The organism is Bacillus sp. 7705b (assembly GCF_002289525.1).
GTDB classification, from domain to species: Bacteria; Bacillota; Bacilli; order Bacillales; family Bacillaceae; genus Bacillus; species Bacillus halotolerans.
Genome location: NZ_NSDH01000039.1, coordinates 93810 through 119085, shown reverse-complemented (window position 1 = coordinate 119085; position 25276 = coordinate 93810). Strand labels below are relative to the sequence as shown.

The following is a 25276-nucleotide window of genomic DNA, read 5'->3' as shown; positions in this document are numbered from 1 at the left end:
AAGCGATCCCTCAATTGGAATCGCTCTGGCATGTAAGCAGCCGAACATTAAAGATGTTTGTTTACAAGCTCTTGAAGCGCTTCTTTCGGTTTGAAGCCTACAGATGTTTCAACAACTTCTCCATCTTTTAAGACAAGAAGTGTCGGGATGCTCATAACGCCGTATTTGCCTGCTGTTTCTTGGTTCTCATCTACATCGATTTTTACGATTTTCAGTTTGTCGCCCATTTCTTGATCCAATTCTTCAAGAACAGGTGCAATCATTTTACAAGGTCCGCACCAAGGAGCCCAGAAATCAGCAAGTACGACGCCTTCGCTTGTTTCAGCTGAGAAAGATTGATCAGTTGCTTTTACGATAGCCATTATAGAATTCCTCCAATTGTGAAATGATGATTTTTAGTATAGCATCTCCCATTCGTTCACGCTATTTAAATGCTTATAAATTATTTTTTCCTGATCACAATCGGTTTACTCATAGAAGAATGGGGCATTAAAACACGAATCTGATAATCGCTCCGATCACCACGATTGCGCCAATGATCATTAAAATTGTACGAAGCATAGGACAACATCCCTTCTATAACCGTCATATACTTTACCATGCCCTTTTGGAGCTGTTTCAAAACAAAAAAGAGCGCTGTCCTCTAGTGGATCGGCGCTCCTTTTTTTGGTTAAGAATCAGTCCGTAATGTGAGTAAGACAACTGCCATTGGCGGCAGCTTTGCTTTCAATTTGTTTTTATTTACAGAATAACGGCTGAACGCTTCAGGTTTTACGTGCTCCGGATCATCAAACGTGTTATGGGCGTTCATCTTTTCAGCAGTCAGGATAACGCCGGAATGATCCACAGTCTTGTCAAGACCTCTCAGCTCGATCTCCACCTCTGCTTTATTTTGATGATCAATGTTACAGATGCTGACGTTTATATCGCCCTCAGCATTTCTTGATGCTGACACACTGATTTGAGGCAGCGTTTCTCCCTTCCATTCATAGTCAGCGGACGTTGTTTCAGTATCTAAAAGAGAGGCATCCTGATGTACCTTAAACATATCAAACACATGGTATGTCGGCGTTAATAGCATCCGTTCTCCATCAGTCAGAATCATAGCTTGAAGCACGTTTACCGTCTGTGCGATGTTGGTCATTTGCACCCGGCGGCAATGCTGATGGAAAATGTGAAAGTGAGAAGCTGCGACCAGCGCGTCACGAATCGTGTTTTGCTGATATAAAAAGCCTGGGTTTGTTCCTGGCTCAGGGTCAAACCATGTGCCCCATTCGTCAATAATCAGTCCGACCCGCTGTTCCGGATCATACCGGTCCATAATTGTGCCGTGTTTTTCAATCAATTCATCAATGTATTTGGCCTTTTTCATCGTGATGAACCATTCGTCCTCTGTAAATTCTGTGGCCGATCCTTTGCCCTTCCAGAAATCTCCCGGAATCGTGTAGTAATGAAGGCTTAGCCCATCCATCAGGCCAGCGGCTTTTTTCATGAGCACGTCCGTCCAATTAAAATCATCGACGTTTGCACCGCCGGCAATTTTATAAATTTCATTGCCGCTGTAATTGCGGACATACGTTTGAAAACGGCGGTATAGATCGGCATAGTACTCAGGGTGCATGTTGCCGCCGCAGCCCCAATTTTCATTGCCCACCCCAAAATATTTCAGCTTCCAAGGCTCTTCTTTTCCGTTTTGTTTTCTCCAATCCGACATGGGCGTGCCTTCTTTAAAGGTCATATATTCGATCCATTCTGCCATTTCCTGAACTGTTCCGCTTCCTACATTGCCGCAAATGTAAGGTTCGCACTCAAGCAGCTCGCACAGCATCATAAATTCATGTGTCCCGAATTCATTCGATTCAACTGTACCGCCCCAGTGAGTATTGAGCATCGTCTTGCGGTCACCCACACCATTAGCCCAATGATATTCATCCGCAAAGCAGCCTCCCGGCCATCGGAGGACAGGAATACGCAGCTGTTTCAGCGCTTCTAACACATCTTTTCTTATACCGTTTATATGAGGAATGCTTGATTCCGTTCCGACCCAAATCCCTTCATAAATCCCTCTTCCTAAATGCTCAGCAAAATGACCGTATATATTTTTGTTGATCGTTCCTTTTACAATATCTGTTTGAATTACTGCTGTATGTTCAGACATGCTTGATCATTCCTTTCATACAAATATGAAAAGCACCACAGTCAAATATAGGATCTGTGTTTTGTCTGAGGAGCCAGCATGAATGTAAGCGCTTTTAAAGTAACCTTATTATATATGTCCGTACATGTCAACGACTTTTTTTATTACTAAATATTTGTACGTATGTATTCAAAAACCCCGAACTTTTGCAGTCCGGGGCTTCCCTTTATGAGTGAATATTCAGCTGTTTGAATTCTTCAGTCAGTAATGGGACGACTTCAAATAAATCTCCTACAATACCGTAATCAGCTATTTTAAAAATATCGGCTTCAGGATCTTTATTGATGGCGACAATTACCTTGCTGTTGGACATCCCCGCCAAATGCTGAATGGCACCGGAAATTCCGCAGGCGATATACAAATCAGGAGTGACAACTTTTCCGGTCTGTCCGATTTGAAGAGCATAGTCACAATAATCAGCGTCACACGCCCCGCGTGAAGCGCCGACTGCTGCGCCCAGCACCTCGGCAAGCTCCTGCAGCGGCTGAAAGCCTTCCTTGCTTTTTACACCGCGGCCGCCCGCAACAATGATTTTCGCTTCAGAGAGATCAACGCCGTCCGCTGTTTTTTTGACGATCTCTTGTATGACGGTACGGAGATCCGTAAGGGAAACTTCGATGCTTTCAACGCTGCCTGCCCGGCTGGCGTCTTTTTCTAACGCTTGAATGTTGTTTGGACGAATCGTCACAAGCGTCATCGGATCCGTTGAAATGACACGTTCAAATGCCTTCCCTGAGTAAATCGGTCTTGTGAAAACAACGTTCTCTCCGGTAACGCTTACATCTGTAGCGTCAGAAATCAATCCCGTTTGGAGCCGGGCTGCAAGCTTCGGCGACAGATCCTTCCCCATTGCAGTGTGTCCGCATACGACCGCATCAGGTTTCTCCTTTTCAATAATGGTTCGCATCACTTGGCTGTATCCGTCTGCCGTATATGCCTTGAGCTTTGGGTCCTCAGCTGTGAGAACTTTGTCTGCACCGTAGTGGATAAGCTCCTCTGCATGCTGTGATACGTTTTCTCCTATAAGAACACCGATCACTTCTCCATCACCTGAAATGGTTCTTCCAGCGGAGATCGCTTCAAAGGTGACATTTCGCAGTTCTCCGTCACGAATTTCTCCGAGTACGATCACTTTTTTTCCCATCCTAACATCCCCCTGTTTCTTTGAATGTGCAAGCGCTAAATGACTTTCGCCTCGCTGCGGAGCAATGATACGAGCTCTTTTGCCTGTTCGGCAGGCTCACCCTGCAGAAGCTTTCCGGCTTCTTTTTTCGGAGGCAGAAAACGTTCAATTGTTTTCATTTTTGGTTCAGCATCTTCTTCATCCAAGTCCAGATCATCCAGCTCAAGCTCTTCAAGCGGTTTTTTCTTGGCTTTCATGATCCCCGGAAGCGATGGGTAGCGCGGTTCATTTAAGCCTTGCTGAGCTGTGACCAGCAAAGGAAGAGTCGTTTTGATTTTTTCAACATCCCCTTCAACGTCCCTTTCCGCTTCTGCGTCACTTCCATTGATGTCAAGTTTGGTGATCGTCGTGATGCATGGAATGTCCAAAAGCTCTGCCAGGCGAGGCGCCACTTGTCCTGAGCCTCCATCGATCGCGACATTTCCTCCGAGAATAAGGTCAAACTCCTGATCCTTCATATAGTGGTATAAAACTTGAGAAATGGAATACTGGTCGGGTTCTTCGAGATCATCTTCTATGTTGATTAAAACGGCTTGGTCACATCCCATGGCAAGCGCTGTACGCAGCTCCTTTTCCGCTTCTTCGCCGCCGACAGTAACAACGGTGATGGTGCCGCCGTGTTTTTCCTTCAGCTGAATGGCTTCTTCAATCGCGTACTCATCGTACGGATTGATAATCCATTCAGCCCCGTCATCCTGAATCTTTCCTGCGTCAATGACGATTTTTTCTTCTGTGTCAAACGTCCGTTTCATCAGTACAAATAGATTCATGATCATATCCCCTTTTATTCGCCTTTGAACTGAGGCTTTCTTTTTTCGAGAAATGCCTGAATGCCTTCCTTGGCGTCCTCCGACTCAAACGCTTCTCCAAAACGCTTTGCTTCAAGCTTTAAGCTGCCTTCATAGGAATACACTTTGTTTGTATAGAGAAGCTCAAGCAGAGACGCCATCGTTTGCGGACTTTTTTCTGCAAATTTGCCAGCAAGCGTTTTCGCTTTTTCAAGCACTTCTGCTTCATCTTTTGCTCCGATTGTCACAAGTCCGAGGTCAAGCGCATCTTTCCCCGATATCGGTTCTCCTGATCCAATGAGCTCCAATGCTTTTGCTGTACCAACGTATCGCGGGAGCCGCTGTGTACCTGCAAAACCGGGAATAATGCCGAGGTTAAGCTCAGGAAGCCCCAGCTTGGCATCTTCTGCCGCAATTCTGATATGGCAGGCCATTGCAAGCTCCAGCCCCCCGCCGAGGGCAGCTCCGTGAATCGCTGCGATAATCGGTTTTGGAAAGCTCTCCATTCTCTCCATCAGCTGCTGGCCGCGTTCAGCCAGCATTGAGGAATCCTCACTGTTTCTCAGTGATGTAAATTCTTTGATATCAGCGCCTGCGGAGAAGAACCTTCCTTCCCCGTGTATAATAATGCACCGCACGCCGGCATCTGTCTCACACTGATCAAGACAGGAGGACAGCTCTTCTAATATCCGGCTGGAAAGCGCGTTTGCCGGCGGATTGTGAATCGTCATAACTGCAACAAATTGATCAACTGCGAGTGATATTGCATTCATAGGGCAGAACTCCTTTACTTATTGTGAATTCCGGATACCAGTAATTCTAAAACACTGTCTGACAAAGCAGCCAGATCATACTTTTGATCATTCATCACCCAGGTCGTCACGGTTTCGTCAATCGTTCCAAAAATCATTTGCCGGGCGAGGCGGACATCGAGGCCTTCTTTTAACTCGCCTGATTGTATTCCTTCCGTCAGAATGCCGTCTAAAATATTTAAGTAGCCCTTTAATATTTCATTAATTTTCTGCCGCAGCTCCAAATTGGATTGGCGGAGCTCAAGCTGAGTGACAATGGCGAGGTTATGGTCTCCCGCCAAGAGTGAGAAATGCTTTGAAATCACGAGCGACAATTTCTCTTTTGCTGTTGCCTTTTCTTTTATGTCCTCTTCCATCCGCTCAATGAATTGGCCCATTTTTTCTTTAAACAGAGAAATTAAAATGTCTTCTTTATTTTTAAAATAAAGATAGATGGTGCCGTCCGCTACTCCGGCTTGTTTGGCGATTTTAGATACCTGTGACTGGTGGTAGCCGTTTTCCGCAATTACTTCAACTGCTGCATCAATAATCTGCATATACTTTGGCCGTTTTTGCTTCAATTTTCATCGTTCCTTCCTATAGAAATGAATGACTATTCATTCATAATTTTATGATAAGAAGGATTTTCCGGTTTGTCAAGTTTATTCATAAATGTTCTCTTTTTCTGGCTCTATTTGTTACTTGATATGATGATTTTCGGTTTCTTCTTCAAGTAAACGCCTTCTTAAAATTTTCCCAACCGCTGTTTTCGGAAGCTCTTTTCTGAATTCATAGGCTTTCGGCACTTTATAGGGTGCGAGACGGGCTCTGGCGAAAGCGTCCAGTTCTGCTGCGTCGGCTTGTGCGCCTTTCTTTAACACGACAAACGCTTTTACCGTTTCCCCTCTGTACGAATCAGGCACGCCTGCAACGACAATTTCCTGAATCGCTTCATGTTCGTACAGCGCTTCTTCAACTTCCCGCGGGTAAATATTATAGCCGCCTGCGATAATGATGTCCTTCTTCCGGTCGGCAATATAGAAAAATCCATCTTCATCCATATAGCCCATGTCTCCGGTAAAAAGCCACCCGTCCCTTAAGACAGCAGCCGTTTCCTCCGGCTTGTTCCAGTACCCCTTCATGACCTGCGGGCCTTTTACGACAATCTCACCATGCTCATACGGAGCGGCAAATTGGCCAGTCTCTTCAGAGTAAATGGCTGCGTCTGTATTAGGCCAGGGACAGCCGATACTGCCGGGTTTGTTTTTTCCCCAGATAAAATTAGCGTGTGTCACCGGAGATGCCTCGGATAAACCATATCCCTCCACAAGCTTTCCGCCAGTCAGCTTTTCAAATTGCTGCTTCACCTCGACAGGGAGAGCGGCTGATCCGCTGAGGCAGCTTTTAATGGATGACAGATCGTATTGCTGTAATTGGGGATGATGCAAGAGGCCAATGTAAATCGTCGGCGCGCCGGGAAACAGTGTCGGTTTTTGTTTATCGATGATTTTGAGCGTTTGCAGCGGATCGAACTTGGGAAGCAGGATCATTTCAAATCCTAGTTTAATCGTATAATTCATCACTGCCGTCAGCCCATAGACGTGAAAAAATGGGACAATGCCAAGCACTTTTTCATCGCCTTCTTTTACGTTGTACATCCAAGCCGCACACATTTCGGTATTGGCTAAAATATTTCTGTGCGTGAGCATGACTCCTTTGGGCGCTCCCGTCGTACCCCCAGTGTATTGCAGAACGGCGATATCATGTTCAGGGTCAATGTCCGGAATTGTGATCAGCTCTGTTTTTTCCTGCTTCATGCTCGAAGCAAAGGTATGAATATTGTCGTTTTCATTATAGTCAATGTGCACTTTTTGTTTTTGCGTAAGCGGATAGAGAATATTTTTTGGAAACGGCAAATAGTCTTTTATACTCGTCACCAATATCTGATCTACAATTGATAACGTTTTCATTTTTATTGCCTTCGGGAAAAGCAAATCTAAGGTGATGATCATCCTGGCCTCTGCGTCTCTCAGCTGGTATTCGAGCTCATGCTCGGTGTAGAGCGGGTTTGTCTGCACCACGATACCGCCGGCAAACAGCACCCCATAATAGGAAATGATGGACTGCGGACAGTTGGGCAGCATGACAGCCACTCTGTCTCCTTTTTGCAGGCCATTTTGCTGCAGAAAAGCTGCGAGTTTAAGAGCATCCGTCAAAATGTCATGAAAGGTGAGTTTTTTTCCGAAAAAAGATACGGCTGTATTGTCAGGGAATCTTGCGGCGGAGTCTGTCAGGATGGATTGCAGGGTTTGGTTCGGCAACGGAAGCTCATGCGGGATTTCGTCGGGATACTCAGCAAGCCACGGCTTTTGAGACTGCATAAAACCTCCCCTTTCGATTTTAGAGTTCACCCTATTATTATAGCAGATGGACGGCAAAAAAAAGAAAAAGAAAGGAAAATCTTTCTTTTTCTCATCATACGAACAGATAAATAAAACCAATCAACAAAAAGATTCCCGCCGCGGCGAGCAGTATTTTTGCAAGCTTTTCCATCTATTCTCCGTCCCCTTATATTCCGGCTGCCACAACAAATGAGAGCCCGACAGAAATGACAAATGAAATAAAGCCGACAGCCCGGTTATCATTTTCAATTTCTTGATCAATTTTAAACCGCGGTGTCAAAAACTCAAAAATGAAGTAGCTGATCAAAAGCATAACAAATCCGTACACACCCCAGCCGATCATTTGCAGCAGAGAATTGTGCTGAGAGATGGAGTGCTGGAACACATTTGCTATCCCTAAAATTTTCCCGCCTGTTGCCATTGCCACAGCGAGATTTCCATTTTGAATCTCTTCCCAGTTTTTATAAGCTGTCACCAGCTCAAACACAGTCAAAAAGAGGACGAGGCAGAGAACCGCGACACTGTAATACGCCGCGATTTCCACAAGCTCGTTTTCCCAAAAATCACTCATGACCATACTCCCTTTTATTTTAGTTCAACAATTGTAACGCCTGATCCTCCCTCACCAGCTTCACCGAAACGGGAGTTTTTAACGCTGCGGTGATTTTTCAGGAGATCCTGCACGCCTTTTCTTAAAGCGCCGGTACCTTTGCCGTGGATAATGGACACTCCTGGATATCCCGCTAACACCGCGTCATCCAAGTATTTTTCAACACGGCTGAGGGCATTTTCATAGCGCTCGCCGCGAAGATCAAGTTCAAGCGATACGTGGTAATCTTTGCCCTTAACCGCCGTAATGAGTTTTTCTTTTTTTGGTTCCGGAGCCGATTTGATAAATTCAAGGTCTTTTTCTTTCACTTTCATTTTTAAAATGCCGATTTGAACATTCCATTCATTGCCGCCGGTTTTTTCAAGCAATGTTCCTTTCTGCCCGAAAGTAAGGACTTTTACTTCATCCCCCGGCTTCAAGACGCGTTTTTGCGTTTTCGGTTTTTCCGGTTTTTTGGACTTTTCAAAGGTCGGCATAGCGCCTTCTAACCGTTTCTTCGCGTTAATCAGCTCGTGATCCTTGAAGGACTTGTGTTCTTCTTTAATCGAGCGTAATTCGTGAATGATGTCTTCAGCTTCTTTTGTGGCCGCTTTAACTTTTTCAGCCGCCTGCTGTTCGGCCTCTTTCATCAATTTGTCTTTTTTGCTGTTGAGTTCGATGATTTGCTGCTGCAGCTCTTTATGCAGCTTTTCGGCTTCTTTTCTGAACGCCTCTGTTTCAGAAAGCTCTTCTTCCGCCCGTTTTTTGCTTCGTTCAAGAGACGCAATCATCGTATCGACCTCATTATGCTCGGCCGTCATTTCTGATTTCGCCTGCCCGATAATATGGTCCGGAAGCCCGAGCCGTTTAGAAATTTCAAAAGCGTTGCTTCGTCCCGGTACACCGATTAAGAGCTTATAGGTTGGTGAAAGGGTCTCAATGTCAAATTCGACACTGGCGTTCATGACGCCTTCTCTGTTATAGCCATACGCCTTTAACTCCGGATAATGCGTCGTCGCTAATACTCTGGCATTGGTGCGGTGGACTTCATCCAAGATGCTCATGGCGAGTGCCGCGCCTTCTTGCGGGTCTGTACCCGCGCCCAGTTCATCAAAGAGCACAAGGCTGTTTTCGTTGACTTGTTTTAAAATGCCGACAATGTTCACCATATGGGAAGAAAATGTACTTAAGCTTTGCTCGATCGACTGTTCATCGCCGATATCAGCGAACACATGCTCAAATACAGCGGCTTCCGATCCTTCATCTGCCGGAATATGAAGACCCGATTGCGCCATTAAGGTCAACAGCCCCAGTGTTTTTAAAGTAACTGTTTTCCCCCCGGTATTCGGTCCTGTAATCACGATGGTTGAAAAATCGCCGCCCAGCTCGATGTCATTGGCGACCACCTGATCAGGCGGAAGCAATGGATGGCGCGCTTTTTTCAGACGGACAAATCCGCTGTCATTCATGGTCGGTTTTGTAGCTTTGACCGCTTTTGCGTATTTCGCTTTTGCAAAAATGAAGTCAAGCGTCTGCAGGACTTGCAAATCTTTAAAAAGCTCCTCTGTGTGCTCCGCCGTATGCTCTGTCAGCACGCGTAAAATCCGTTCAATTTCTTGCTTTTCTTTCACTTTCGCCTGCTGAAGCGAGTTGTTCATATCTACAATCGCCTGCGGTTCAATGAACAGAGTCGCGCCAGAAGAAGAGGTGTCATGCACAATGCCTCCGTAGCTTGATCTGTACTCTTGTTTGACCGGGATAACAAAGCGGTCATTTCGGATTGTAACAATCGTATCAGACAGCATTTTCGAAGCAGAGGAGGAACGCAGAATGGACTCTAACCGGTCTCTGATTCTCGATTCGAGCGTTCTGAGCTGCGTGCGGATTCCTCTTAACGTTTCTGACGCGTGATCAAGCACTTCGCCGTGATCATCTATGCAGGAATTAATTTCTCGTTCTATATCGGGCAGTGTAATGAGCTGTTCAGTATATTGCTGCATCAGCGGAATGTCGACTCCGTCTTCAGCCATTTGTCCGAGAAAGTGTTTCATTTGTTTGACTGCGTAAAGCAGTCCTGATATTTCAGTGAATTCCGAGGGACTGAGAACGCTGCCGATTTCCGCCCGTCTTAATGCCCCTCTGATATCGGTAAGGCCGCCAAACGGTGCCTGGCCTCGCAGCCGGATGATCGCAGAGGCTTCATCTACCTCATCCAGCTGTTTTTTGATTTCGTCAATCGAAGCAGAAGGCTTTAGCTGGAGAAGCATTTCTTTTCCGAGCGATGAAGCGGCGTGCTCGATTACCTGTTCTTTCACTTTATGGAATTCAAGAGATGATAATACTTTTTGCTGCACGGTTGTGTGAGCCTCCTTACTTAATCGTTGCGCTTCAGGAATGCCTGTACGTCTTCAAGCGACCGGGCATTCAGGACGTTTTTCGTTTCCGTCCAGCCTTTGCGCGCGGCAGTGACGCCGGTTTTCATATCGTTTAACATCTCGATGTTATGGGCATCGGTATTAATGACCAATGTAACCCCTTGTTCATTTGCTTTGATTAAATGCTCTGTCCGCAGGTCAAGACGCGCAGGGTTAGAGTTGAGTTCAAGCGCCGTATTTGTTTTCTTCGCGAGCTCAATCAGTTTGTCGATATCGATTTCGTAACCGGCACGTCTGCCGATGAGGCGTCCGGTCGGATGTGCGATAATGTCGACATGCTTGTTGGTCAGTGCCGTCTCAAGCCGCTTCATAATGACGTGCTCCGGCTGATTAAAGCTTGAATGGATGGATGCAATGACAAGATCCATTTCCGCCAGCACATCGTCATCATAATCAAGTGTGCCGTCAGGAAGAATATCCATCTCAACGCCTTTAAAAATACGGAAGCTCTCAAACTCAGCATTCAGCGCGTCAATTTCTTTCGCCTGCTGCTTGAGCCTTTCAGCAGTCAGCCCGTTGGCGACCTTTAAATATTGGGAGTGATCAGTGATGGCCATGTACTGATAGCCTTTTTTCATGCATGCTTCAGCCATTTCCCTGATCGAAAAGGCACCATCGCTCCATGTGGAGTGCATGTGGAGATCGCCTTTGATTTGCTCGTGCTCTATGAGTTCAATGCTGTCATTGTAGGTTTCCACCTCTTGTCCGCTTTCACGGAGTTCCGGCGGAATCAGGGGCAAGCCGAAGTGTGCGTAAAATTCCCGTTCACTCGGGAAGGTTTTGATTTCTCCTGTTTCAACCGTCTCGACGCCGTACTCACTGATCCGTTCACCGCGTTCTTTTGCAATTTGCCGCATTTTGATATTGTGGTCCTTCGATCCCGTAAAATGATGAAGAGTTGTCGGGAATTGTTCTCCCGTCACGAGACGGAAATCGACACTTGTTTCATATTCAAAGGAAAGAATGACCGATACCTTCGTGTCCCCGCTAGCAATGACGCTTTTGATGTTTGGCAGCGTAAGCAGCTGCTCTCTTACTTCAGCGGGATGATCCGTCGCAATAATATAATCCAGATCTTTGACGGTTTCGCGTGCTCTTCGGAGACTTCCGGCACGGGAATATTTGATGATATCTGTCAATCGAGAAAGATGCTCTTCAATTTCCCGCGCGACCCGGAGCGCATAGCCAATCGGAAAACGTTCAGGCTGTTTTCCGGCTTCCCCGAGCGCCTGCAATATTTTTTCTTCGGATTTCTTGCCGAATCCCGCAAGCCCTTGGACTTTCTGCTGTTCGCAGGCTTCCTTCAATGATTCTGCATCATGTACGCCGAGCTCTTTATACAGCTTTGCGATTTTTTTGCCGCCGAGCCCCGGCAGCTTCAATAAAGGCACCAGCCCTTCCGGCACCTCCTGCTGCAGAGATTCAAGCGTACTTGACTTTCCTTCATCTATATATTCTTTTATGACGCTGTACGTGCCTTTTCCGATACCGGACAGCGACATCATGTCGTCCATTTCTGATAAACTGCGGTCGTCCTGTTCCAGGGCTGCCGCTGCTTTTCGGAATGCGGAAACTTTAAACGGGTTGTCCCCTTTCAGTTCCATGTAGACTGCAATGGTTTCCAGCAGCCGGATAATATCTTTTTTATGCATAGAATAACCCCCAGACGTTCACATATGTTTCCATCATACTTGAAAAAAACTTCTCCGGACAAGAGAAGTTTTTTATCCTCCGTATTGCGTCCAAAGCTCCTGTAAAAGCCCTGACAAATACGGTGTATGGTTGATCATGACATTTGCGAGAGACGATTGCCCCATCATTTGCTGTAAGCCGTCTATCGGAAGTACGGAAGCAACATACAGCAGCACAAATGTAAATAAATAGACTTCCATAAAACCGAGAACGGCACCGAGCATTTGGTTGATTTGTTTAATCACAGGAATGCCCGCTACAATACTTAGGAATGAGCCGATGATTCTCAGTAAGATTTTAGCGATAATAAATAGAACGACAAACGCAATCGCATTATAGTAGGCTGCTTCCAGATTTCCCGAGAAAAAAGAAAACGCCGGCTGTCCCGCTGAAAAATCGGGCGCGGGAATCCACTTCAAATGCGGTGCGACATTTTTATAGAATAAAGACGCAAACGCGATCGAAAGAATAAAGCTCGTCAAGCGGATAAACTGGAGGATAAAACCGCGTTTTAATCCCAGTAAAGTCCCCATCAGGAGCAAGATTAAGATGATGATATCTAGCATAGTTGTTCAATCCTTTTCTTTAAGCTGACGCTCCAGTTTTTCATATTGCTCTTTTAATTTCACATAGTCGTGCACCACATTTACCGCTGTCAGCACTGCAAGTTTATTTATATCAAGATATGGATTTTTTTGATTAATTTCTCTCATTTTATCATCAACAATTCCGGCCACATATCTCATATGGGCTCTGCTTTCTTCACCGATCATAGTGAAGTGCTGGCCGTAAATGTCAACGGTTGTTTTCGTTTTTTTGCCGTCAGACAACGTTTCTCCTCCATTCCGTGAGAATCCTAGTTCCTATCATAACACGTTTATTAAATGAATGGAAAGACGAGCCTCCCGCTGTTATGATACACTGGTAGATACAGTGAATCGTGTAAAAAAAGGAGATTATTACGTGTCCCATTCTGTGATAAAAGTACCAATGTCTGCTATTGACCAAATGAAAACAGCGTATAACAGTTCACTTACTGCATCTGTGCCGCAGGGTGCCATTTTCCAGGCAAAACCGGCAGGCTGTACCATTACAGCTTATAAGTCAGGGAAGGTATTGTTTCAGGGCAAAAACGCAGAGGCAGAATCTGCCCGCTGGGGAACTGCTGAGCCGCAGGAAAAGAAAAAAACGGCAAAAAAGCCGGCTGATTCACGCTACGCCCCTCCAACAGACATCGCAGGCATGTCTGTCATCGGCTCTGATGAGGTTGGAACCGGAGATTACTTTGGCCCAATGACGGTTGTCTGCGCATACGTTGATAAAACAAAGCTTTCTTTAATGAAGGAACTCGGTGTGAAGGATTCTAAACACCTAAAGGACCCGCAAATCATTGAGATCGCCCGAAGCCTGATCAAAACCATTCCGTACAGCCTGCTCGTTTTAAAAAACGAAAAGTACAACAGCATGCAGGAACGAGGCATGAGTCAGGGAAAAATGAAAGCTCTCTTGCATAATCAGGCCATAACCCATCTTTTGCGAAAAATGGACGGAGTAAAACCTGAGGCGATTCTGATCGACCAATTCGCCGAGCCCGGCGTCTACTACAACCATTTAAAGGGAAGAGACATTGTACAGGAGCGCACCTATTTCAGCACAAAAGCCGAAGGCATTCACCTGTCAGTGGCTGCTGCATCGATTATTGCGAGATATTCCTTTTTAATGGAAATGGATAAGCTTTCGCGCGAGGCGGGAATGACACTGCCGAAAGGGGCCGGCCCTCATGTAGATGAAGCGGCCGCCAAACTGATTCTCAAAAAAGGGTTATCCGCTCTCCGAACCTTTACAAAACTCCATTTTGCCAATACGCAGAAAGCGCAGCGCCTGGCGGATAAAAAACGTTCATAGAAAAAAGCTTGCAGAGAATATCTGCAAGCTTTTTTATTAGCCTCTCAATACGGCCTGATAAGTGTTTTCTAACGCTTTCAGCACTTTGTCGTGCGCTTTTGCCACTTCTTCTTCAGTCAGCGTTTGCTCCGGGTTTACATATTGGAGTGAGAAAGCGACTGACTTTTTGCCTTCCTCCATATGCTCTCCTTCGTAGACGTCAAAGACGGTTACTTCTTTCAGAAGCTTGCCGCCCGCCTCTTTGATGACGCTCTCGAGCTGGCCGCTTGTCACTGATTTATCCGTCACCAGCGCGATATCACGTGTCACAGACGGATATTTCGGAATCGCCGTGTACACGAGCGGCGCCGTGTCTGCTGTAAGCAGCGTGTGAAGATCAAGTTCGAACACGTACGTTTCTTTAATATCCAGTTCTTTTTCCAGTGAAGGATGGACTTGGCCAATAAAGCCGATAAGAGAACCGTTTAAAAGAATGTTCGCAGTTCTGCCCGGGTGCAGCTGTTTTCTTTCTGATTGCACAAATTCAATGCTGCCCAGGACGTTCAGTTTATCTAACAGCCCTTCAACAATTCCTTTTGCGACAAAGAAATCGACCGGTTTTTTCTCGCCCTGCCACAGATGCTTGCGCCATAAACCGGTTACCGCTCCTGCCACGCGCTCCGTTTCAACAGGTTTTGTATCCTCTTCCTTCGTCAGGAAAACGGAACCGACTTCGTACAATGCAACCGAATCAGTTTGTCTTGCCAGGTTGTAAGAAACGGATTCAAGCAGATTCGGAACAATGCTGTGTCTGAGAATGCTTCTTTCTTCACTCATCGGAAGCGCAAGGACAGTGTTAAATGATTTTTCAATCGCAAATGCCGCCGCTTTTTTCTCGTTTGTTAATGAGTAGGTAATCGCTTGTGATAAGCCGGCCCCTTCAAGGAAACGTCTGACTTTACGGCGTTTTGCCTGGTAAGGCGTCAATCCGCCTGTTGTTCCCTCTGTTTCAGGAAGTGTGGACGGAATGTTGTCGTAGCCGTACAATCTTGCTGCTTCTTCAATCAAATCCTCTTCGATGCGAATGTCACCGCGGCGTGACGGAACAGTCACAACGAGTAAGTCATTTGCTTCTCCGACAGCAAAGCCAAGACGCTTATAAATGCTGATCAGTTCTTCTTTGCTGATCGTCATGCCGAGAACGCTGTTCACCTTTTCAGCCGATACATGAACGTTGTTCGCTTCGATTGTGAGATGGTCTTCTTCAACAGTTCCGGCAAGCACTTCACCGCCGGCATACAGGTGGATCAGCTGTGCCGCACGTTCTGCCGCAAGGCGCACACGCGCAGGATCAATGCCTTTTTCGAATCTTGCACTCGATTCACTTCTCAAACCAAGATCTTTTGAAGCCTTGCGAACCGTCTGCCCGTTGAAGAACGCAGCTTCAAGCAAAATCGTTGTTGTGTCTTCCCGGACTTCTGATTCTGCTCCTCCCATAACACCAGCAACGGCTTGTGCTTTCGACCCGTTTGTAATGACAAGGTGATCAGCAGACAGTTTTCGTTCCTGATCGTCGAGTGTTAAGATTGTTTCATTTTCAACAGCTTTTCTGACTACGACTTCCTTAGAGCCAAATCTGTCATAATCAAACGCGTGAAGCGGCTGTCCGTACTCCAATAAAACAAAGTTTGTGATATCCACGACGTTGTTATGCGGTCGAATGCCTGCATTCATCAGTTTCGTCTGCATCCAAAGCGGTGACGGAGCAATTTTTACGTTTTTAATGATTTTTGCTGCATACAGCGGATTTGCTTCCTGGTCTTCAACTTTGACAGAAATGTAGTCTGACGCTTGTTCTGAAGCGACTGGGTAATCCGTTTGCGGAAGCTTTACCTCTGTGTCTAAAATCGCTGCAACCTCATAAGCAACACCAAGCATGTTCATCGCATCCGCGCGGTTCGGTGTTAAACCGAGCTCTAAGACAGCATCGTCAAGCTGTAAAGCAGCTAACGCATCACTTCCTGCTTCAACATCATTTGGGAAAACGAAAATGCCTTCCGCATATTCCTTCGCCACAAGCTTGCTCTCAATACCGAGCTCTTGTAAAGAACAAATCATGCCGTTTGATTCTTCACCGCGAAGCTTGGCTTTTTTGATTTTGAAATTGCCCGGCAGCACCGCTCCGACTGTAGCGACTGCAACTTTTTGCCCTTTATCCACGTTTGGCGCGCCGCAAATGATTTGGACGGGTGCCTCAGCTCCGATATCTACAAGGCACTTATTCAGCTTATCGGCGTTTGGATGCTGTTCGCGCTCCAGCACATGGCCGATGACAACGCCTTTAATGCCTTCTCCTTTATACTCAATTCCTTCAACTTCAATACCGGCTCTTGTTATTTTCTCAGCAAGAACAGCCGGATCCATGCCTTTTAAATCAACATAATCCTCTAACCATTTATAAGAAACAAACATTCTAGCATCCTCCTCTTACGCCTGTTTAAACTGCGAAATAAATCTGACATCGTTTGTATAGAAGTGGCGGATATCATCGATGCCGTATTTCAGCATCGCGATGCGCTCAACACCCATTCCGAACGCAAAGCCCTGATATTCCTTCGGATCAAAACCGGCCATTTCCAGCACATTCGGGTGAACCATGCCGGCGCCGAGGATTTCAATCCAGCCTGTTCCTTTACATACAGAGCAGCCGTTTCCTCCGCACTTAAAGCACGTTACGTCTACTTCTACTGAAGGCTCGGTAAACGGGAAGAAGCTTGGGCGAAGTCTGATTTCACGGTCTTGCCCGAACATTTTTTTCGCAACCAGTTCAAGGGTTCCTTTTAAATCACTCATGCTGATGTTTTTATCAACAACAAGCCCTTCAATCTGCATAAATTGGTGAGAGTGCGTCGCGTCATCATTATCGCGGCGGTATACTTTTCCGGGACAAATGATTTTAACAGGCCCTTTGCCTTTGTGCTTTTCCATCGTCCGCGTCTGAACAGGAGAGGTTTGCGTTCTCATCAGCATTTCCTCTGTGATGTAAAAGCTGTCCTGCATATCGCGGGCAGGGTGTTCTTTCGGCAGGTTGAGCGCTTCGAAGTTGTAGTAGTCCGTCTCGACCTCAGGGCCTTCTTCAACGGTATAGCCCATGCCGATAAATAGATCTTCAATTTCTTCAATGACAACAGTGAGCGGATGGCGTCCGCCGATTGCGACAGGATTACCCGGGAGTGTGACGTCAATTGTCTGTCCCGCAAGCTTCTGTTTCATTTCTTCTTCCTCAAGCTTTTCGTTTTTAGCTGCAATCGCATTGGCGATTCGTTCTCTTACCTCATTGGCAAGAGCGCCCATTTTCGGACGCTCCTCCGCAGAAAGCTTGCCCATTCCGCGCAGCACTTCTGTGATCGGCCCTTTTTTTCCGAGATATTGAACCCGAATATCATTGACAACCTTCAATGAGCTTGCCGCTTCTACTTGATCTAAAGCTTCTTGTTCCAGCTGTTTTAGCTTTTCTTCCATTTTGCATCCTCCTTTTATGTAAACAAACCGTTATATGTCTTTAGAAAACAAAAAAACCCGCCCCTTATAGGACAAGGGACGAGTTGTGGCCGCGGTACCACCCTTATTTCAGACAGACTGATGCTGTCGTCAGCTTCATTGACATAACGGAATCAGATTCCGGTTCACCTTTACGCGCAAGGTGCGCGGTCCCGGTGACAACTCGAGAGGTGAAACCAATTTCCGGCTGCTTTAAAAATGCTCTCAGTCTGCGGCATTTTCTCCCTGGAAGGCAGTTGATCAGAAATCGAGATCCTCTGTCACGGTTTTTCAAATATTATGTTCTATTATAGTGAAATACTCCGCTCGGCGCAACACTATCCTCGCAAGTGGTACATCAGGATAGCCGCCGCAATTGCAACGTTCAGTGATTCAGCCTGCCCGTACAGCGGGACGTACAGGTTTAAATCTGTTTTTTCCAGCAATCCGGCATCCACCCCTGCCCCTTCATTGCCGACGATTAAAGCAAATGAACCGGATGGTGAAATGTCCTGGTAAGGCGCCCCGTTTTGCAGTGCTGTGCCGTACACTTTTACGCCCTCTGCTTTTAATTCATCCACGTATGATTGTAAATTTCTTCTCACAACAGGAATGTGAAAATGGGAGCCTTGCGCGGATCGCAGCGTTTTTCCGTTAAACGCATCCGCCGTGCCGTCACCGAGCACAACCGCATCCAAACCGGCTGCGTCCGCCGTGCGAATCATCGTGCCGAGATTCCCCGGATCTTGAACAGCGTCAATCAGCAGCACACGTTTAGGCGGCGCGAGATGTTCTTCCGGCATATGGCAAACAGCGGCGATCCGCTGCGGTGTTTCCGTTTCTGTAACAGCTGAAAACGCGTCTTCGCTCAGCACGTAGCACTGGATGCCCATATCAAGATTCGGCGGGATGTTCGCTTCATCCTTGACAAGGATTTCTTTCACCGCGCCCGGGCTCTTTAGGGCTTCTTCAACAAGATGTTCTCCTTCAATCAAATAGGTATTCGTTTTTGTTCGTTCTTTTTTTGTGTGAAGTTTTTTCCAATCCTTCACTTTTTGGTTTTTTGCCGATTCTATTTGTTTCACTGTCTGTGTGGCTCTCCTTTTTTTAACATGATGTTATTATATCGCAAGAACAGCACATAATAAACCGGGTGCAGGGTTAGAATATACGTATTACATTTTTAGAAAAAAGGAGCGCTTCATATGGATCTTAATTTACGTCATGCCGTCATTGCCAATGTAACCGGCAATGATCAGGAGCAGCTTGAGCACACAATTGTGGACGCGATTCAAAGCGGTGAAGAAAAAATGCTTCCGGGACTCGGCGTTTTGTTTGAAGTCATTTGGCAGCACGCATCTGAGAGTGAGAAACAAGAAATGTTAAAGACGCTGGAAGGCGGATTAAAACCTGCCCAATAGCACATCAAAACCGGGTGACAGCGCCCGGTTTTTTTCTTATATAATAAAAACATGAGGGGGATCGCCGCCATGTTTTTACAACCGCTGTTAGCGAAAAAAATCATTGCCGAAGTGAAAAAAATGTACGAACGTGAAGTCATTATTGTCAGCACAGACGGCCTCATTATCGCAAGCACAAATGATGAGCGAGTCGGGCTATTTCATGAAGGAGCGCTCATCTGCGCGAAAGAGAAACGCAATGTGATCATTACAAAAGAAGATGAAAAGAGACTCGAAGGGGTAAAGGCGGGGTTAAACCTCCCCGTATTTTCTGAGCGTGATGTCATCGCCGTGTTCGGACTGACGGGAGAACCTGCTGAGATTCAGCCGTACGGGGAGCTGCTCAGGAAAATGACAGAGCTGTTCATTAAAGAATCGTGGCATCTGGAGCAGACCCAGTGGCGCGAGAGAATGCTGGAATCCTTTATGATCGACTGGCTGCAATTAAAAGAATGGTCTCCGGGTTTTCTCGAAAAAGCGCAGCTTCTTGGCGTTGACCTTACCTCCCTCCGCCAGATGATCCTCATTCAAGGGCACGAATGGTCACCGGGCGATATTGATCAAATGACACGCGCCTGGAAATCAGTGTTTCCATCCGATCTATTCATCAGATGGGGAAATGAACGTATTCTGATTAATCACGAAGTGCCGAAGCATGAACAAAAGGAGCAGCTTTTGCGGCAAATTCAGCTTATTTGTTCATTGGCTGAACGCCTCGGAAACAGCCGCGCAGCTGCCGGCGTTGGGAGGGCTGTCAGCGGCTCCGGCCTGCCGCAGTCATACGAACAGGCAGAAAAAGCGCTAGCCGTCAGCCTTAAACGCAAAACCGCCGTATGCGAGGAAGACCTGAAGCTTGATATGTGCCTGACTGAGATCAGCCCGGGTACACGACATGAATTTCCGCAAAGAGTGTTTCAGGAAGCGCTCCGAAACGAAGAGCTTATGAATACGATACGAACTCTCTTCCATTACGATTTGTCCCTGAAAAAAACGGCTGAAGAGATGCATATTCATATCAATACGCTCCGCTATCGCCTGTCAAAGGCTGAACAGCTGACGGGTTTAAGTTTTCAGCGTACAGAGGACATCGTCACGATGTATGTCGCGCTTTACTTTTTAGGTCAAGATACAAAATAGAGAGAGTTTCAGTTTCATTTTTTGTATGTCCCTACATGGAAAGCTTTGCTTTTTTTCTTTTACAATAGATTGAAAGCGTTTTTTGATAGGGGGATGGGTGAACATGATCACCAAAGATGTAAAAGAACAGCTGATCCAAATCGTCGGACCGGAAAACTATGATGACTCGAAAGCCGGCCGTCTCGTGTATTCATATGACGCGACACCGCAATTTCAGTCTATGCCGGATGCAGTGATTGCGCCGAGAGATACACATGAAGTATCACGTATTTTAAACATTTGCAGTGAGCACCGTGTACCGATTGTTCCGAGAGGATCGGGGACAAACCTGTGCGGGGGCACGTGCCCTACTGAAGGCGGGCTTGTTCTTCTCTTTAAGCATATGAATCAGATTCTTGAGATTGATGAAGAGAATTTGACGGCCACAGTCCAGCCTGGCGTTATTACCTTGGATATAATTCGTGCGGTTGAAAGCAAGGGGTTGTTCTATCCGCCTGATCCGAGTTCTATGAAAATATCAACCCTCGGAGGAAACATCAACGAAAATTCCGGCGGTCTCCGCGGCTTAAAATACGGCGTCACCCGTGACTACGTCATCGGGCTGGAGGTTGTTTTGGCAAACGGAGATATGATCCGCACTGGTGGAAAACTTGCAAAGGATGTAGCCGGGTATGATCTCACGCGCCTTTTTGTCGGCTCAGAAGGGACACTCGGCATTGTGACAGAAGCGATTCTCAAACTCGTGCCGAAGCCAGAAACAAAGAAGACGCTGCTCGCCCTTTATGAAAATATTGATGCCGCTGCTCAAACAGTGTCAGCCATTATTGCCGAAAAAATTATACCGGCTACGCTTGAATTTCTCGATCAGCCTACCCTTTTGGTGATTGAGGATTATGCCAAGATCGGCCTTCCGACAAATGCGAAAGCGGTTCTTTTGATCGAACAGGACGGAACAGCTGAGACCGTGGCTCGTGACATGGAAAAAATTGAGGCAATTTGCAAAAAAGGCGCTGCCGTCTCCGTTCAAACTGCACAAACAGATGAGGAAGCATTCGCCCTCACTGAAGCCCGGCGTTCAGCGCTTTCTGCACTTGCCCGTTTAAAGCCGACCACCATTTTGGAGGATGCGACTGTACCGCGGTCAGAAATCGCAAATATGGTAAAAGCCATTAATGACATTGCCGCGAAATACGATATTTCGATCTGCACCTTTGGCCATGCCGGGGATGGAAACCTTCATCCGACATGCACGACAGACATAAGAAATAAAGATGAAATGGAGCGAGTCGAACAGGCTTTTGCCGAGATTTTTGAAAAAGCGATTGAGCTTGGCGGCACGATTACCGGGGAGCACGGAGTCGGTGCCATGAAAGCGCCTTACTTGGAAATGAAGCTGAAAAAAGAAGGCATCGCCGCAATGAAAGCAATGAAAGCGGCATTTGATCCAAAAAATATCTTAAACCCGGGCAAAGTGTTTGCGAAAGATGCCAGAAAACGTGTGGTGACGGAAAGATGACAACAGAAAAAGAAATGAAACAGATCCAACATGAGTTTAAAGAGCGTATGGATGAAAGCGAACTTTTGAATTGTATGCGCTGCGGTTTCTGTCTGCCTTCTTGCCCAACCTATATCGAATCCGGTTTTCAGGAATCTCACTCGCCGCGCGGGCGAATCGCCTTAATGAAAGCAGTCGCCGACGGTGTGATTGAACCGGATGAAGATGTCGAGCGTTCACTGTCTCTTTGCCTCGGCTGCCGCGCGTGTGAACCGGTATGCCCATCAGGCGTTAAATACGGACAGCTGCTGGAGGAAGCAAGAGATATTATCCACCAAAATAAAAAGCACTCGCTCAGCGCGCGTGTTATGAGAAAAGCGGCTTTTCAGGAGCTCTTTCCGCATCAAAACCGCATGCGTTCGGCTGTGAGTCTCATTGGGTTGTACCAGCGGTCAGGGCTGCAGACGGCTGTGCGAAAAACCGGCATGCTCCGCATTCTGCCTGAGCATTTGCGCACGATGGAAGCCGTTCTTCCGGATGTGCCTAAACGTGAAGAAATGAAGCATCGGCCGCGTTTACTGCCGGCGGTCGGCCCAGCTAAAAAAAGGGTTGCCTTTTTTTCAGGCTGTTTAATGGATACGATGTTTTTGCCGACAAACAATGCCACGCTGAAACTGCTGCAGCTGGCAGGCTGTGAAATTGTCATTCCGCCTGAGCAGGCATGCTGCGGCGCACTGCATGGACACAGCGGCGAAAAAAATGCGGGAAAAGAGCTTGCGAAACAAAACATCGCCGCGTTTGAAGCGCTAGACGCAGATGTTGTCATTACAAACGCGGGCGGATGCGGAGCCTTTCTCACTGAATACGGCCATTTGCTGAAGGATGATCCCGAGTGGTCGGAGCGGGCTGTTTCATTTGTGCAGAAGCTAAAAGATTTTTCATCGGTTTTGATTGAGCTTGATTTTCACCAAAAAGACTTGGAGCTTGAAACACCTAAGCTGATTACCTATCAAGATTCATGCCACCTGAGAAATGTAATGCATACATCTTCGGAGCCCAGAAAGCTTCTTCAAAGCATCAAGGGAGCTGAATTCAGAGAAATGGATAAAGCGGACAGCTGCTGCGGATCAGCGGGAATTTACAATATTGTTGAAGCAGACATGTCAATGAAAATACTGGACAGTAAAATGGCTGCTGTCAAAGCAACTGAAGCAGCGGTCATTGTAACAGCCAATCCAGGATGTCTTTTGCAGATGAAGCTCGGCATTGAACGAGAGGGATTAAACGACAGGGTCCGAGCTGTTCACCTTGCTGATTTGCTATTAGAAGCCGCCGGACCGCTAACATCATAAGAAAGCCCAAAACAGAAACTGTTTTGGGCTTTGTGCTTCATTCCATCGGACTGCAAATTTCAATATAATGTCCATCAGGGTCGGCGATATAAGCGACCGTCTGTCCCCATGGCTTCACTTTAGGCTCCCCGATAATGGTTATGCCGTGTTCTCTTACTTTTTTGATGACCGCTTCTACACTTTCAGTGACAAACCCGATTTCAAATGTTTGTGAAGAAACGGGTGTTTCCGGTATATCTAACGGCGTCATTTCCTTGACACTTTCTCGTGTATTGAGCGCCAAAATGGTGGAGCCGGTATCAAACTCTACATATGTGCCGTGTTCCGCGCGGATCGGCAGCCCCAAAATATGCTGATAAAAATGAATCGAGCGCTGGCTGTCCGATACATACAGGATGATATACTTCATTGATAAATTCATTTCTTTTCCTCCTTAAGGTTTCCATTTTTCCTTTTATCCCGGTATAGAGGCTTCCATTCTTAAGCTGGGATCTCTCCACATCTGCGCCCATTTTTTCACTGCCGCCAGGATAATGATGAAGCCTAACAGCAGCATGATGATAGACAAAACGCCATTCAGGACACTGTAACCCGCAGCGTCTGGATTGAGATACACATAGCGCACCATCCAATAGCCCGCGTAATTCACAGTCACATATAAATAGGCGAGCGGAATGAGGCAGGTGAGGATGTAACGGCGTTTGTCGGCGATTTTCAGCACAATGGTTGCTCCGATAATCAGACCCACTGAAGCCATCAGCTGATTGGAAACGCCAAACAGCGCCCAAATGGATCCGATATCACCTGAGTAAAGCAAATAGCCCCACATAAAGCAGGCAAGCGCACTGGCAAATACAGATCCGGGAATCCAGTCCGTTTTCTTCAGCGGCTTATACGCCTCTCCGAAGAAGTCTTGAATCAAATAGCGTGCCACACGCGTGCCGGCGTCGATTGCCGTTAAAATAAACACCGCTTCAAACATAATGACAAATTGGAAAAAGTATGAGGCCAGATGGCTGAAAAACGGAATTCCGGTAAAAATATAAGTCATTCCTACCGCAAGCGTGACGGCTCCCCCTGTTCTGCCTTCTAAGTCCAAACCGATTTCCCTGCTCAGTTCAGGCAAATGCACAACATCCATGCCGAGCGTACGGAAAACCTCAGGCGTGCTGTTGATCGCAAAGTAATCTGCAGGCTGCAAAGCAGTCGCCGCAATCAGCGCCATAATGCCGACAAGGCACTCAACAAGCATTGCACCGAAAGCAACCGGCTTCATATCACTCCATTTATTAAGCATTTTCGGCGTGGTGCCGGAACCGACAAAGGCATGGAACCCCGAGATCGCGCCGCAGGCTATTGTAATCGAGATGAATGGCCAGACAGGACCCGCAAGCACAGGCCCGCCGCCTTTTATAAACTCCGTAAAAGCCGGAAATGGAATGGACGGATTCACGACAAACACACCCGCAATTAAAGCGATAAACACACCGATTTTCATAAAACTGCTTAAATAATCGCGCGGTGCGAGCAGCAGCCAGACCGGCAGTGCCGCTGCAAAAAAAGCGTAAATCGGCAACGCGATTGCAAGCGTTCTCGTATCAAGGGTTAACAGATCACCAAATGCGGTAGTCTGCACCCAAGGCCCGATAAACACTCCGGCCATTAAAAATAGAAAACCGATAGAAGACGCCAGCTTTAAATTCCCTGTTTTCTTATAAAACAAGCCGACACCCATCGCAATCGGAATCGTAATCCCTACAGCAAATGTCCCCCACGGATTCCGTTCAAGCGCGTGCAGCACAACCATCGACAGGCCTGCCATCGTAATGGTAATAATAAACAGCATGGACAGTCCCGTACAAAAGCCGGCAACAGGACCAAGCTCATCCTTCGCCACTTCCGACAGCGACTTTCCGTTTTGACGCATTGACGCGAACAGCACAACAATATCATGGACGGCTCCCCCTATCACCGCCCCGATTAACAGCCATAATAATCCCGGCAAATAACCGAACTGCGCCGCGAGAATCGGTCCGACCAGCGGCCCGGCCGCCGCAATGGCCGCGAAATGATGACCGAATGAGACCCATTTATTTGTAGGCACATAGTCTTTTCCATCCTCAAGCGCATGTGCAGGCGTTGGCTTATCATCATTCACTTTGAGAACCTTCACCATCATAAATGTTCCGTATAAACGATAGGCGATAGCCAATATACACATTGACGCTATCACAATTGTAACCGCATTCATTTCTCCCCAACCCCTTTGCTGTTTTTCATAAATATATCATAATTTCAGAGCAAAAAGCGGTCATTTTTTCCTATTCAAAA

23 protein-coding genes are annotated in these 25276 nt (G+C 46.7%); 6 read left to right on the top strand and 17 right to left on the bottom strand.

Going from position 1 to position 25276, the window contains the following annotated elements; translation table 11 throughout:
- Window positions 1–47 precede the first annotated feature (47 nt).
- The 12 genes from trxA to zapA form a co-directional block, all read right to left on the bottom strand.
- A complete protein-coding gene (gene trxA, locus CJU60_RS15715) occupies window positions 48–362 on the bottom strand; it encodes a thioredoxin (RefSeq protein ID WP_003222500.1) in 315 nt (104 codons plus the stop codon).
- A 308-nt stretch (window positions 363–670) separates the two neighbouring features.
- Window positions 671–2158, bottom strand: coding sequence for an alpha-N-arabinofuranosidase (locus tag CJU60_RS15710; RefSeq protein ID WP_095714267.1), 1488 nt, complete (start codon window positions 2156–2158; stop codon window positions 671–673).
- Between the two features lie 205 nt (window positions 2159–2363).
- Complete coding sequence (locus CJU60_RS15705) at window positions 2364–3341, bottom strand: electron transfer flavoprotein subunit alpha/FixB family protein (protein WP_095714266.1); 978 nt, start codon at window positions 3339–3341, stop codon at window positions 2364–2366.
- Window positions 3342–3376: 35 nt separating this feature from the next.
- On the bottom strand, window positions 3377–4150 hold the full coding sequence (etfB, locus tag CJU60_RS15700; protein WP_024122404.1) for an electron transfer flavoprotein subunit beta: 774 nt from the start codon (window positions 4148–4150) through the stop codon (window positions 3377–3379).
- A 14-nt stretch (window positions 4151–4164) separates the two neighbouring features.
- Window positions 4165–4941, bottom strand: a complete 777-nt coding sequence (locus CJU60_RS15695) for an enoyl-CoA hydratase (protein ID WP_095714265.1) — start codon at window positions 4939–4941, stop codon at window positions 4165–4167.
- A 14-nt stretch (window positions 4942–4955) separates the two neighbouring features.
- Complete coding sequence (gene fadR / locus CJU60_RS15690; protein ID WP_095714264.1) at window positions 4956–5540, bottom strand: fatty acid metabolism transcriptional regulator FadR; 585 nt, start codon at window positions 5538–5540, stop codon at window positions 4956–4958.
- A 117-nt stretch (window positions 5541–5657) separates the two neighbouring features.
- Window positions 5658–7340, bottom strand: a complete 1683-nt coding sequence (locus CJU60_RS15685) for an AMP-binding protein (RefSeq protein ID WP_095714263.1) — start codon at window positions 7338–7340, stop codon at window positions 5658–5660.
- Window positions 7341–7527: 187 nt separating this feature from the next.
- Window positions 7528–7932, bottom strand: coding sequence for a DUF350 domain-containing protein (locus tag CJU60_RS15680; RefSeq protein WP_010335217.1), 405 nt, complete (start codon window positions 7930–7932; stop codon window positions 7528–7530).
- Between the two features lie 14 nt (window positions 7933–7946).
- Window positions 7947–10304, bottom strand: coding sequence for an endonuclease MutS2 (locus CJU60_RS15675; protein WP_095714262.1), 2358 nt, complete (start codon window positions 10302–10304; stop codon window positions 7947–7949).
- 20 nt (window positions 10305–10324) lie between these two features.
- On the bottom strand, window positions 10325–12037 hold the full coding sequence (gene polX, locus CJU60_RS15670) for a DNA polymerase/3'-5' exonuclease PolX (RefSeq protein ID WP_095714261.1): 1713 nt from the start codon (window positions 12035–12037) through the stop codon (window positions 10325–10327).
- 72 nt (window positions 12038–12109) lie between these two features.
- Complete coding sequence (locus tag CJU60_RS15665; RefSeq protein ID WP_095714260.1) at window positions 12110–12643, bottom strand: CvpA family protein; 534 nt, start codon at window positions 12641–12643, stop codon at window positions 12110–12112.
- 6 nt (window positions 12644–12649) lie between these two features.
- The gene (gene zapA, locus CJU60_RS15660) at window positions 12650–12907 is read right to left on the bottom strand and encodes a cell division protein ZapA (RefSeq protein ID WP_024122410.1); all 258 of its coding nucleotides are present in this window, start codon (window positions 12905–12907) and stop codon (window positions 12650–12652) included.
- A 133-nt stretch (window positions 12908–13040) separates the two neighbouring features.
- Here zapA and rnhC point away from each other — a divergent pair, with 133 nt between their 5' ends.
- Window positions 13041–13982 carry a ribonuclease HIII gene (gene rnhC / locus CJU60_RS15655; RefSeq protein WP_095714259.1) on the top strand — a complete coding sequence of 314 codons (942 nt, stop codon included), beginning with the start codon at window positions 13041–13043 and terminating at the stop codon, window positions 13980–13982.
- 36 nt (window positions 13983–14018) lie between these two features.
- Here rnhC and pheT read toward each other — a convergent pair whose 3' ends face one another.
- Entirely contained in the window at window positions 14019–16433 is a 2415-nt protein-coding gene (gene pheT / locus CJU60_RS15650) for a phenylalanine--tRNA ligase subunit beta (protein WP_095714258.1), read from the bottom strand.
- A gap of 15 nt (window positions 16434–16448) precedes the next feature.
- Complete coding sequence (gene pheS, locus CJU60_RS15645) at window positions 16449–17483, bottom strand: phenylalanine--tRNA ligase subunit alpha (protein ID WP_059335559.1); 1035 nt, start codon at window positions 17481–17483, stop codon at window positions 16449–16451.
- An 83-nt stretch (window positions 17484–17566) separates the two neighbouring features.
- On the opposite strand from pheS, the gene CJU60_RS15640 reads away from it, so the two are divergent.
- Complete coding sequence (locus CJU60_RS15640; RefSeq protein ID WP_081638352.1) at window positions 17567–17815, top strand: hypothetical protein; 249 nt, start codon at window positions 17567–17569, stop codon at window positions 17813–17815.
- Between the two features lie 24 nt (window positions 17816–17839).
- On the opposite strand, the gene CJU60_RS15635 is transcribed toward CJU60_RS15640, so the two are convergent.
- Entirely contained in the window at window positions 17840–18586 is a 747-nt protein-coding gene (locus tag CJU60_RS15635; RefSeq protein WP_095714257.1) for a TrmH family RNA methyltransferase, read from the bottom strand.
- A 120-nt stretch (window positions 18587–18706) separates the two neighbouring features.
- On the opposite strand from CJU60_RS15635, the gene sspI reads away from it, so the two are divergent.
- From sspI to CJU60_RS15615, 4 genes are all read left to right on the top strand, one after another.
- Window positions 18707–18922, top strand: coding sequence for a small acid-soluble spore protein SspI (gene sspI, locus CJU60_RS15630; protein ID WP_010335228.1), 216 nt, complete (start codon window positions 18707–18709; stop codon window positions 18920–18922).
- A gap of 69 nt (window positions 18923–18991) precedes the next feature.
- The gene (locus CJU60_RS15625; RefSeq protein WP_095714256.1) at window positions 18992–20098 is read left to right on the top strand and encodes a CdaR family transcriptional regulator; all 1107 of its coding nucleotides are present in this window, start codon (window positions 18992–18994) and stop codon (window positions 20096–20098) included.
- 103 nt (window positions 20099–20201) lie between these two features.
- Window positions 20202–21614, top strand: a complete 1413-nt coding sequence (glcD, locus tag CJU60_RS15620) for a glycolate oxidase subunit GlcD (protein ID WP_095714255.1) — start codon at window positions 20202–20204, stop codon at window positions 21612–21614.
- On the top strand, window positions 21611–22945 hold the full coding sequence (locus tag CJU60_RS15615; protein WP_095714254.1) for a (Fe-S)-binding protein: 1335 nt from the start codon (window positions 21611–21613) through the stop codon (window positions 22943–22945). Before glcD ends, CJU60_RS15615 begins: the two co-directional genes overlap by 4 nt.
- A gap of 37 nt (window positions 22946–22982) precedes the next feature.
- Here CJU60_RS15615 and CJU60_RS15610 read toward each other — a convergent pair whose 3' ends face one another.
- Both CJU60_RS15610 and cstA read right to left on the bottom strand, forming a co-directional pair.
- Window positions 22983–23366, bottom strand: coding sequence for a VOC family protein (locus tag CJU60_RS15610; protein WP_044153993.1), 384 nt, complete (start codon window positions 23364–23366; stop codon window positions 22983–22985).
- A gap of 33 nt (window positions 23367–23399) precedes the next feature.
- On the bottom strand, window positions 23400–25196 hold the full coding sequence (gene cstA, locus CJU60_RS15605) for a carbon starvation protein CstA (protein WP_095714253.1): 1797 nt from the start codon (window positions 25194–25196) through the stop codon (window positions 23400–23402).
- Window positions 25197–25276 lie beyond the last annotated feature (80 nt).

Excerpts from the sequence above, each read along its gene's own strand:
- CJU60_RS15665 (WP_095714260.1), bottom strand. The coding sequence starts at position 12,643 with ATGCTAGATATCATCATCTTAATCTTGCTCCTGATGGGGACTTTACTG.
- CJU60_RS15610 (WP_044153993.1), bottom strand. The coding sequence starts at position 23,366 with ATGAATTTATCAATGAAGTATATCATCCTGTATGTATCGGACAGCCAG.
- CJU60_RS15705 (WP_095714266.1), bottom strand. The coding sequence starts at position 3,341 with ATGGGAAAAAAAGTGATCGTACTCGGAGAAATTCGTGACGGAGAACTG.
- CJU60_RS15685 (WP_095714263.1), bottom strand. The coding sequence starts at position 7,340 with ATGCAGTCTCAAAAGCCGTGGCTTGCTGAGTATCCCGACGAAATCCCG.
- glcD (WP_095714255.1), top strand. The coding sequence starts at position 20,202 with ATGATCACCAAAGATGTAAAAGAACAGCTGATCCAAATCGTCGGACCG.
- CJU60_RS15680 (WP_010335217.1), bottom strand. The coding sequence starts at position 7,932 with ATGAGTGATTTTTGGGAAAACGAGCTTGTGGAAATCGCGGCGTATTAC.
- trxA (WP_003222500.1), bottom strand. The coding sequence starts at position 362 with ATGGCTATCGTAAAAGCAACTGATCAATCTTTCTCAGCTGAAACAAGC.
- pheS (WP_059335559.1), bottom strand. The coding sequence starts at position 17,483 with ATGGAAGAAAAGCTAAAACAGCTGGAACAAGAAGCTTTAGATCAAGTA.
- CJU60_RS15710 (WP_095714267.1), bottom strand. The coding sequence starts at position 2,158 with ATGTCTGAACATACAGCAGTAATTCAAACAGATATTGTAAAAGGAACG.
- etfB (WP_024122404.1), bottom strand. The coding sequence starts at position 4,150 with ATGAATCTATTTGTACTGATGAAACGGACGTTTGACACAGAAGAAAAA.
- pheT (WP_095714258.1), bottom strand. The coding sequence starts at position 16,433 with ATGTTTGTTTCTTATAAATGGTTAGAGGATTATGTTGATTTAAAAGGC.
- cstA (WP_095714253.1), bottom strand. The coding sequence starts at position 25,196 with ATGAATGCGGTTACAATTGTGATAGCGTCAATGTGTATATTGGCTATC.
- polX (WP_095714261.1), bottom strand. The coding sequence starts at position 12,037 with ATGCATAAAAAAGATATTATCCGGCTGCTGGAAACCATTGCAGTCTAC.
- CJU60_RS15615 (WP_095714254.1), top strand. The coding sequence starts at position 21,611 with ATGACAACAGAAAAAGAAATGAAACAGATCCAACATGAGTTTAAAGAG.
- CJU60_RS15695 (WP_095714265.1), bottom strand. The coding sequence starts at position 4,941 with ATGAATGCAATATCACTCGCAGTTGATCAATTTGTTGCAGTTATGACG.
- sspI (WP_010335228.1), top strand. The coding sequence starts at position 18,707 with ATGGATCTTAATTTACGTCATGCCGTCATTGCCAATGTAACCGGCAAT.
- CJU60_RS15625 (WP_095714256.1), top strand. The coding sequence starts at position 18,992 with ATGTTTTTACAACCGCTGTTAGCGAAAAAAATCATTGCCGAAGTGAAA.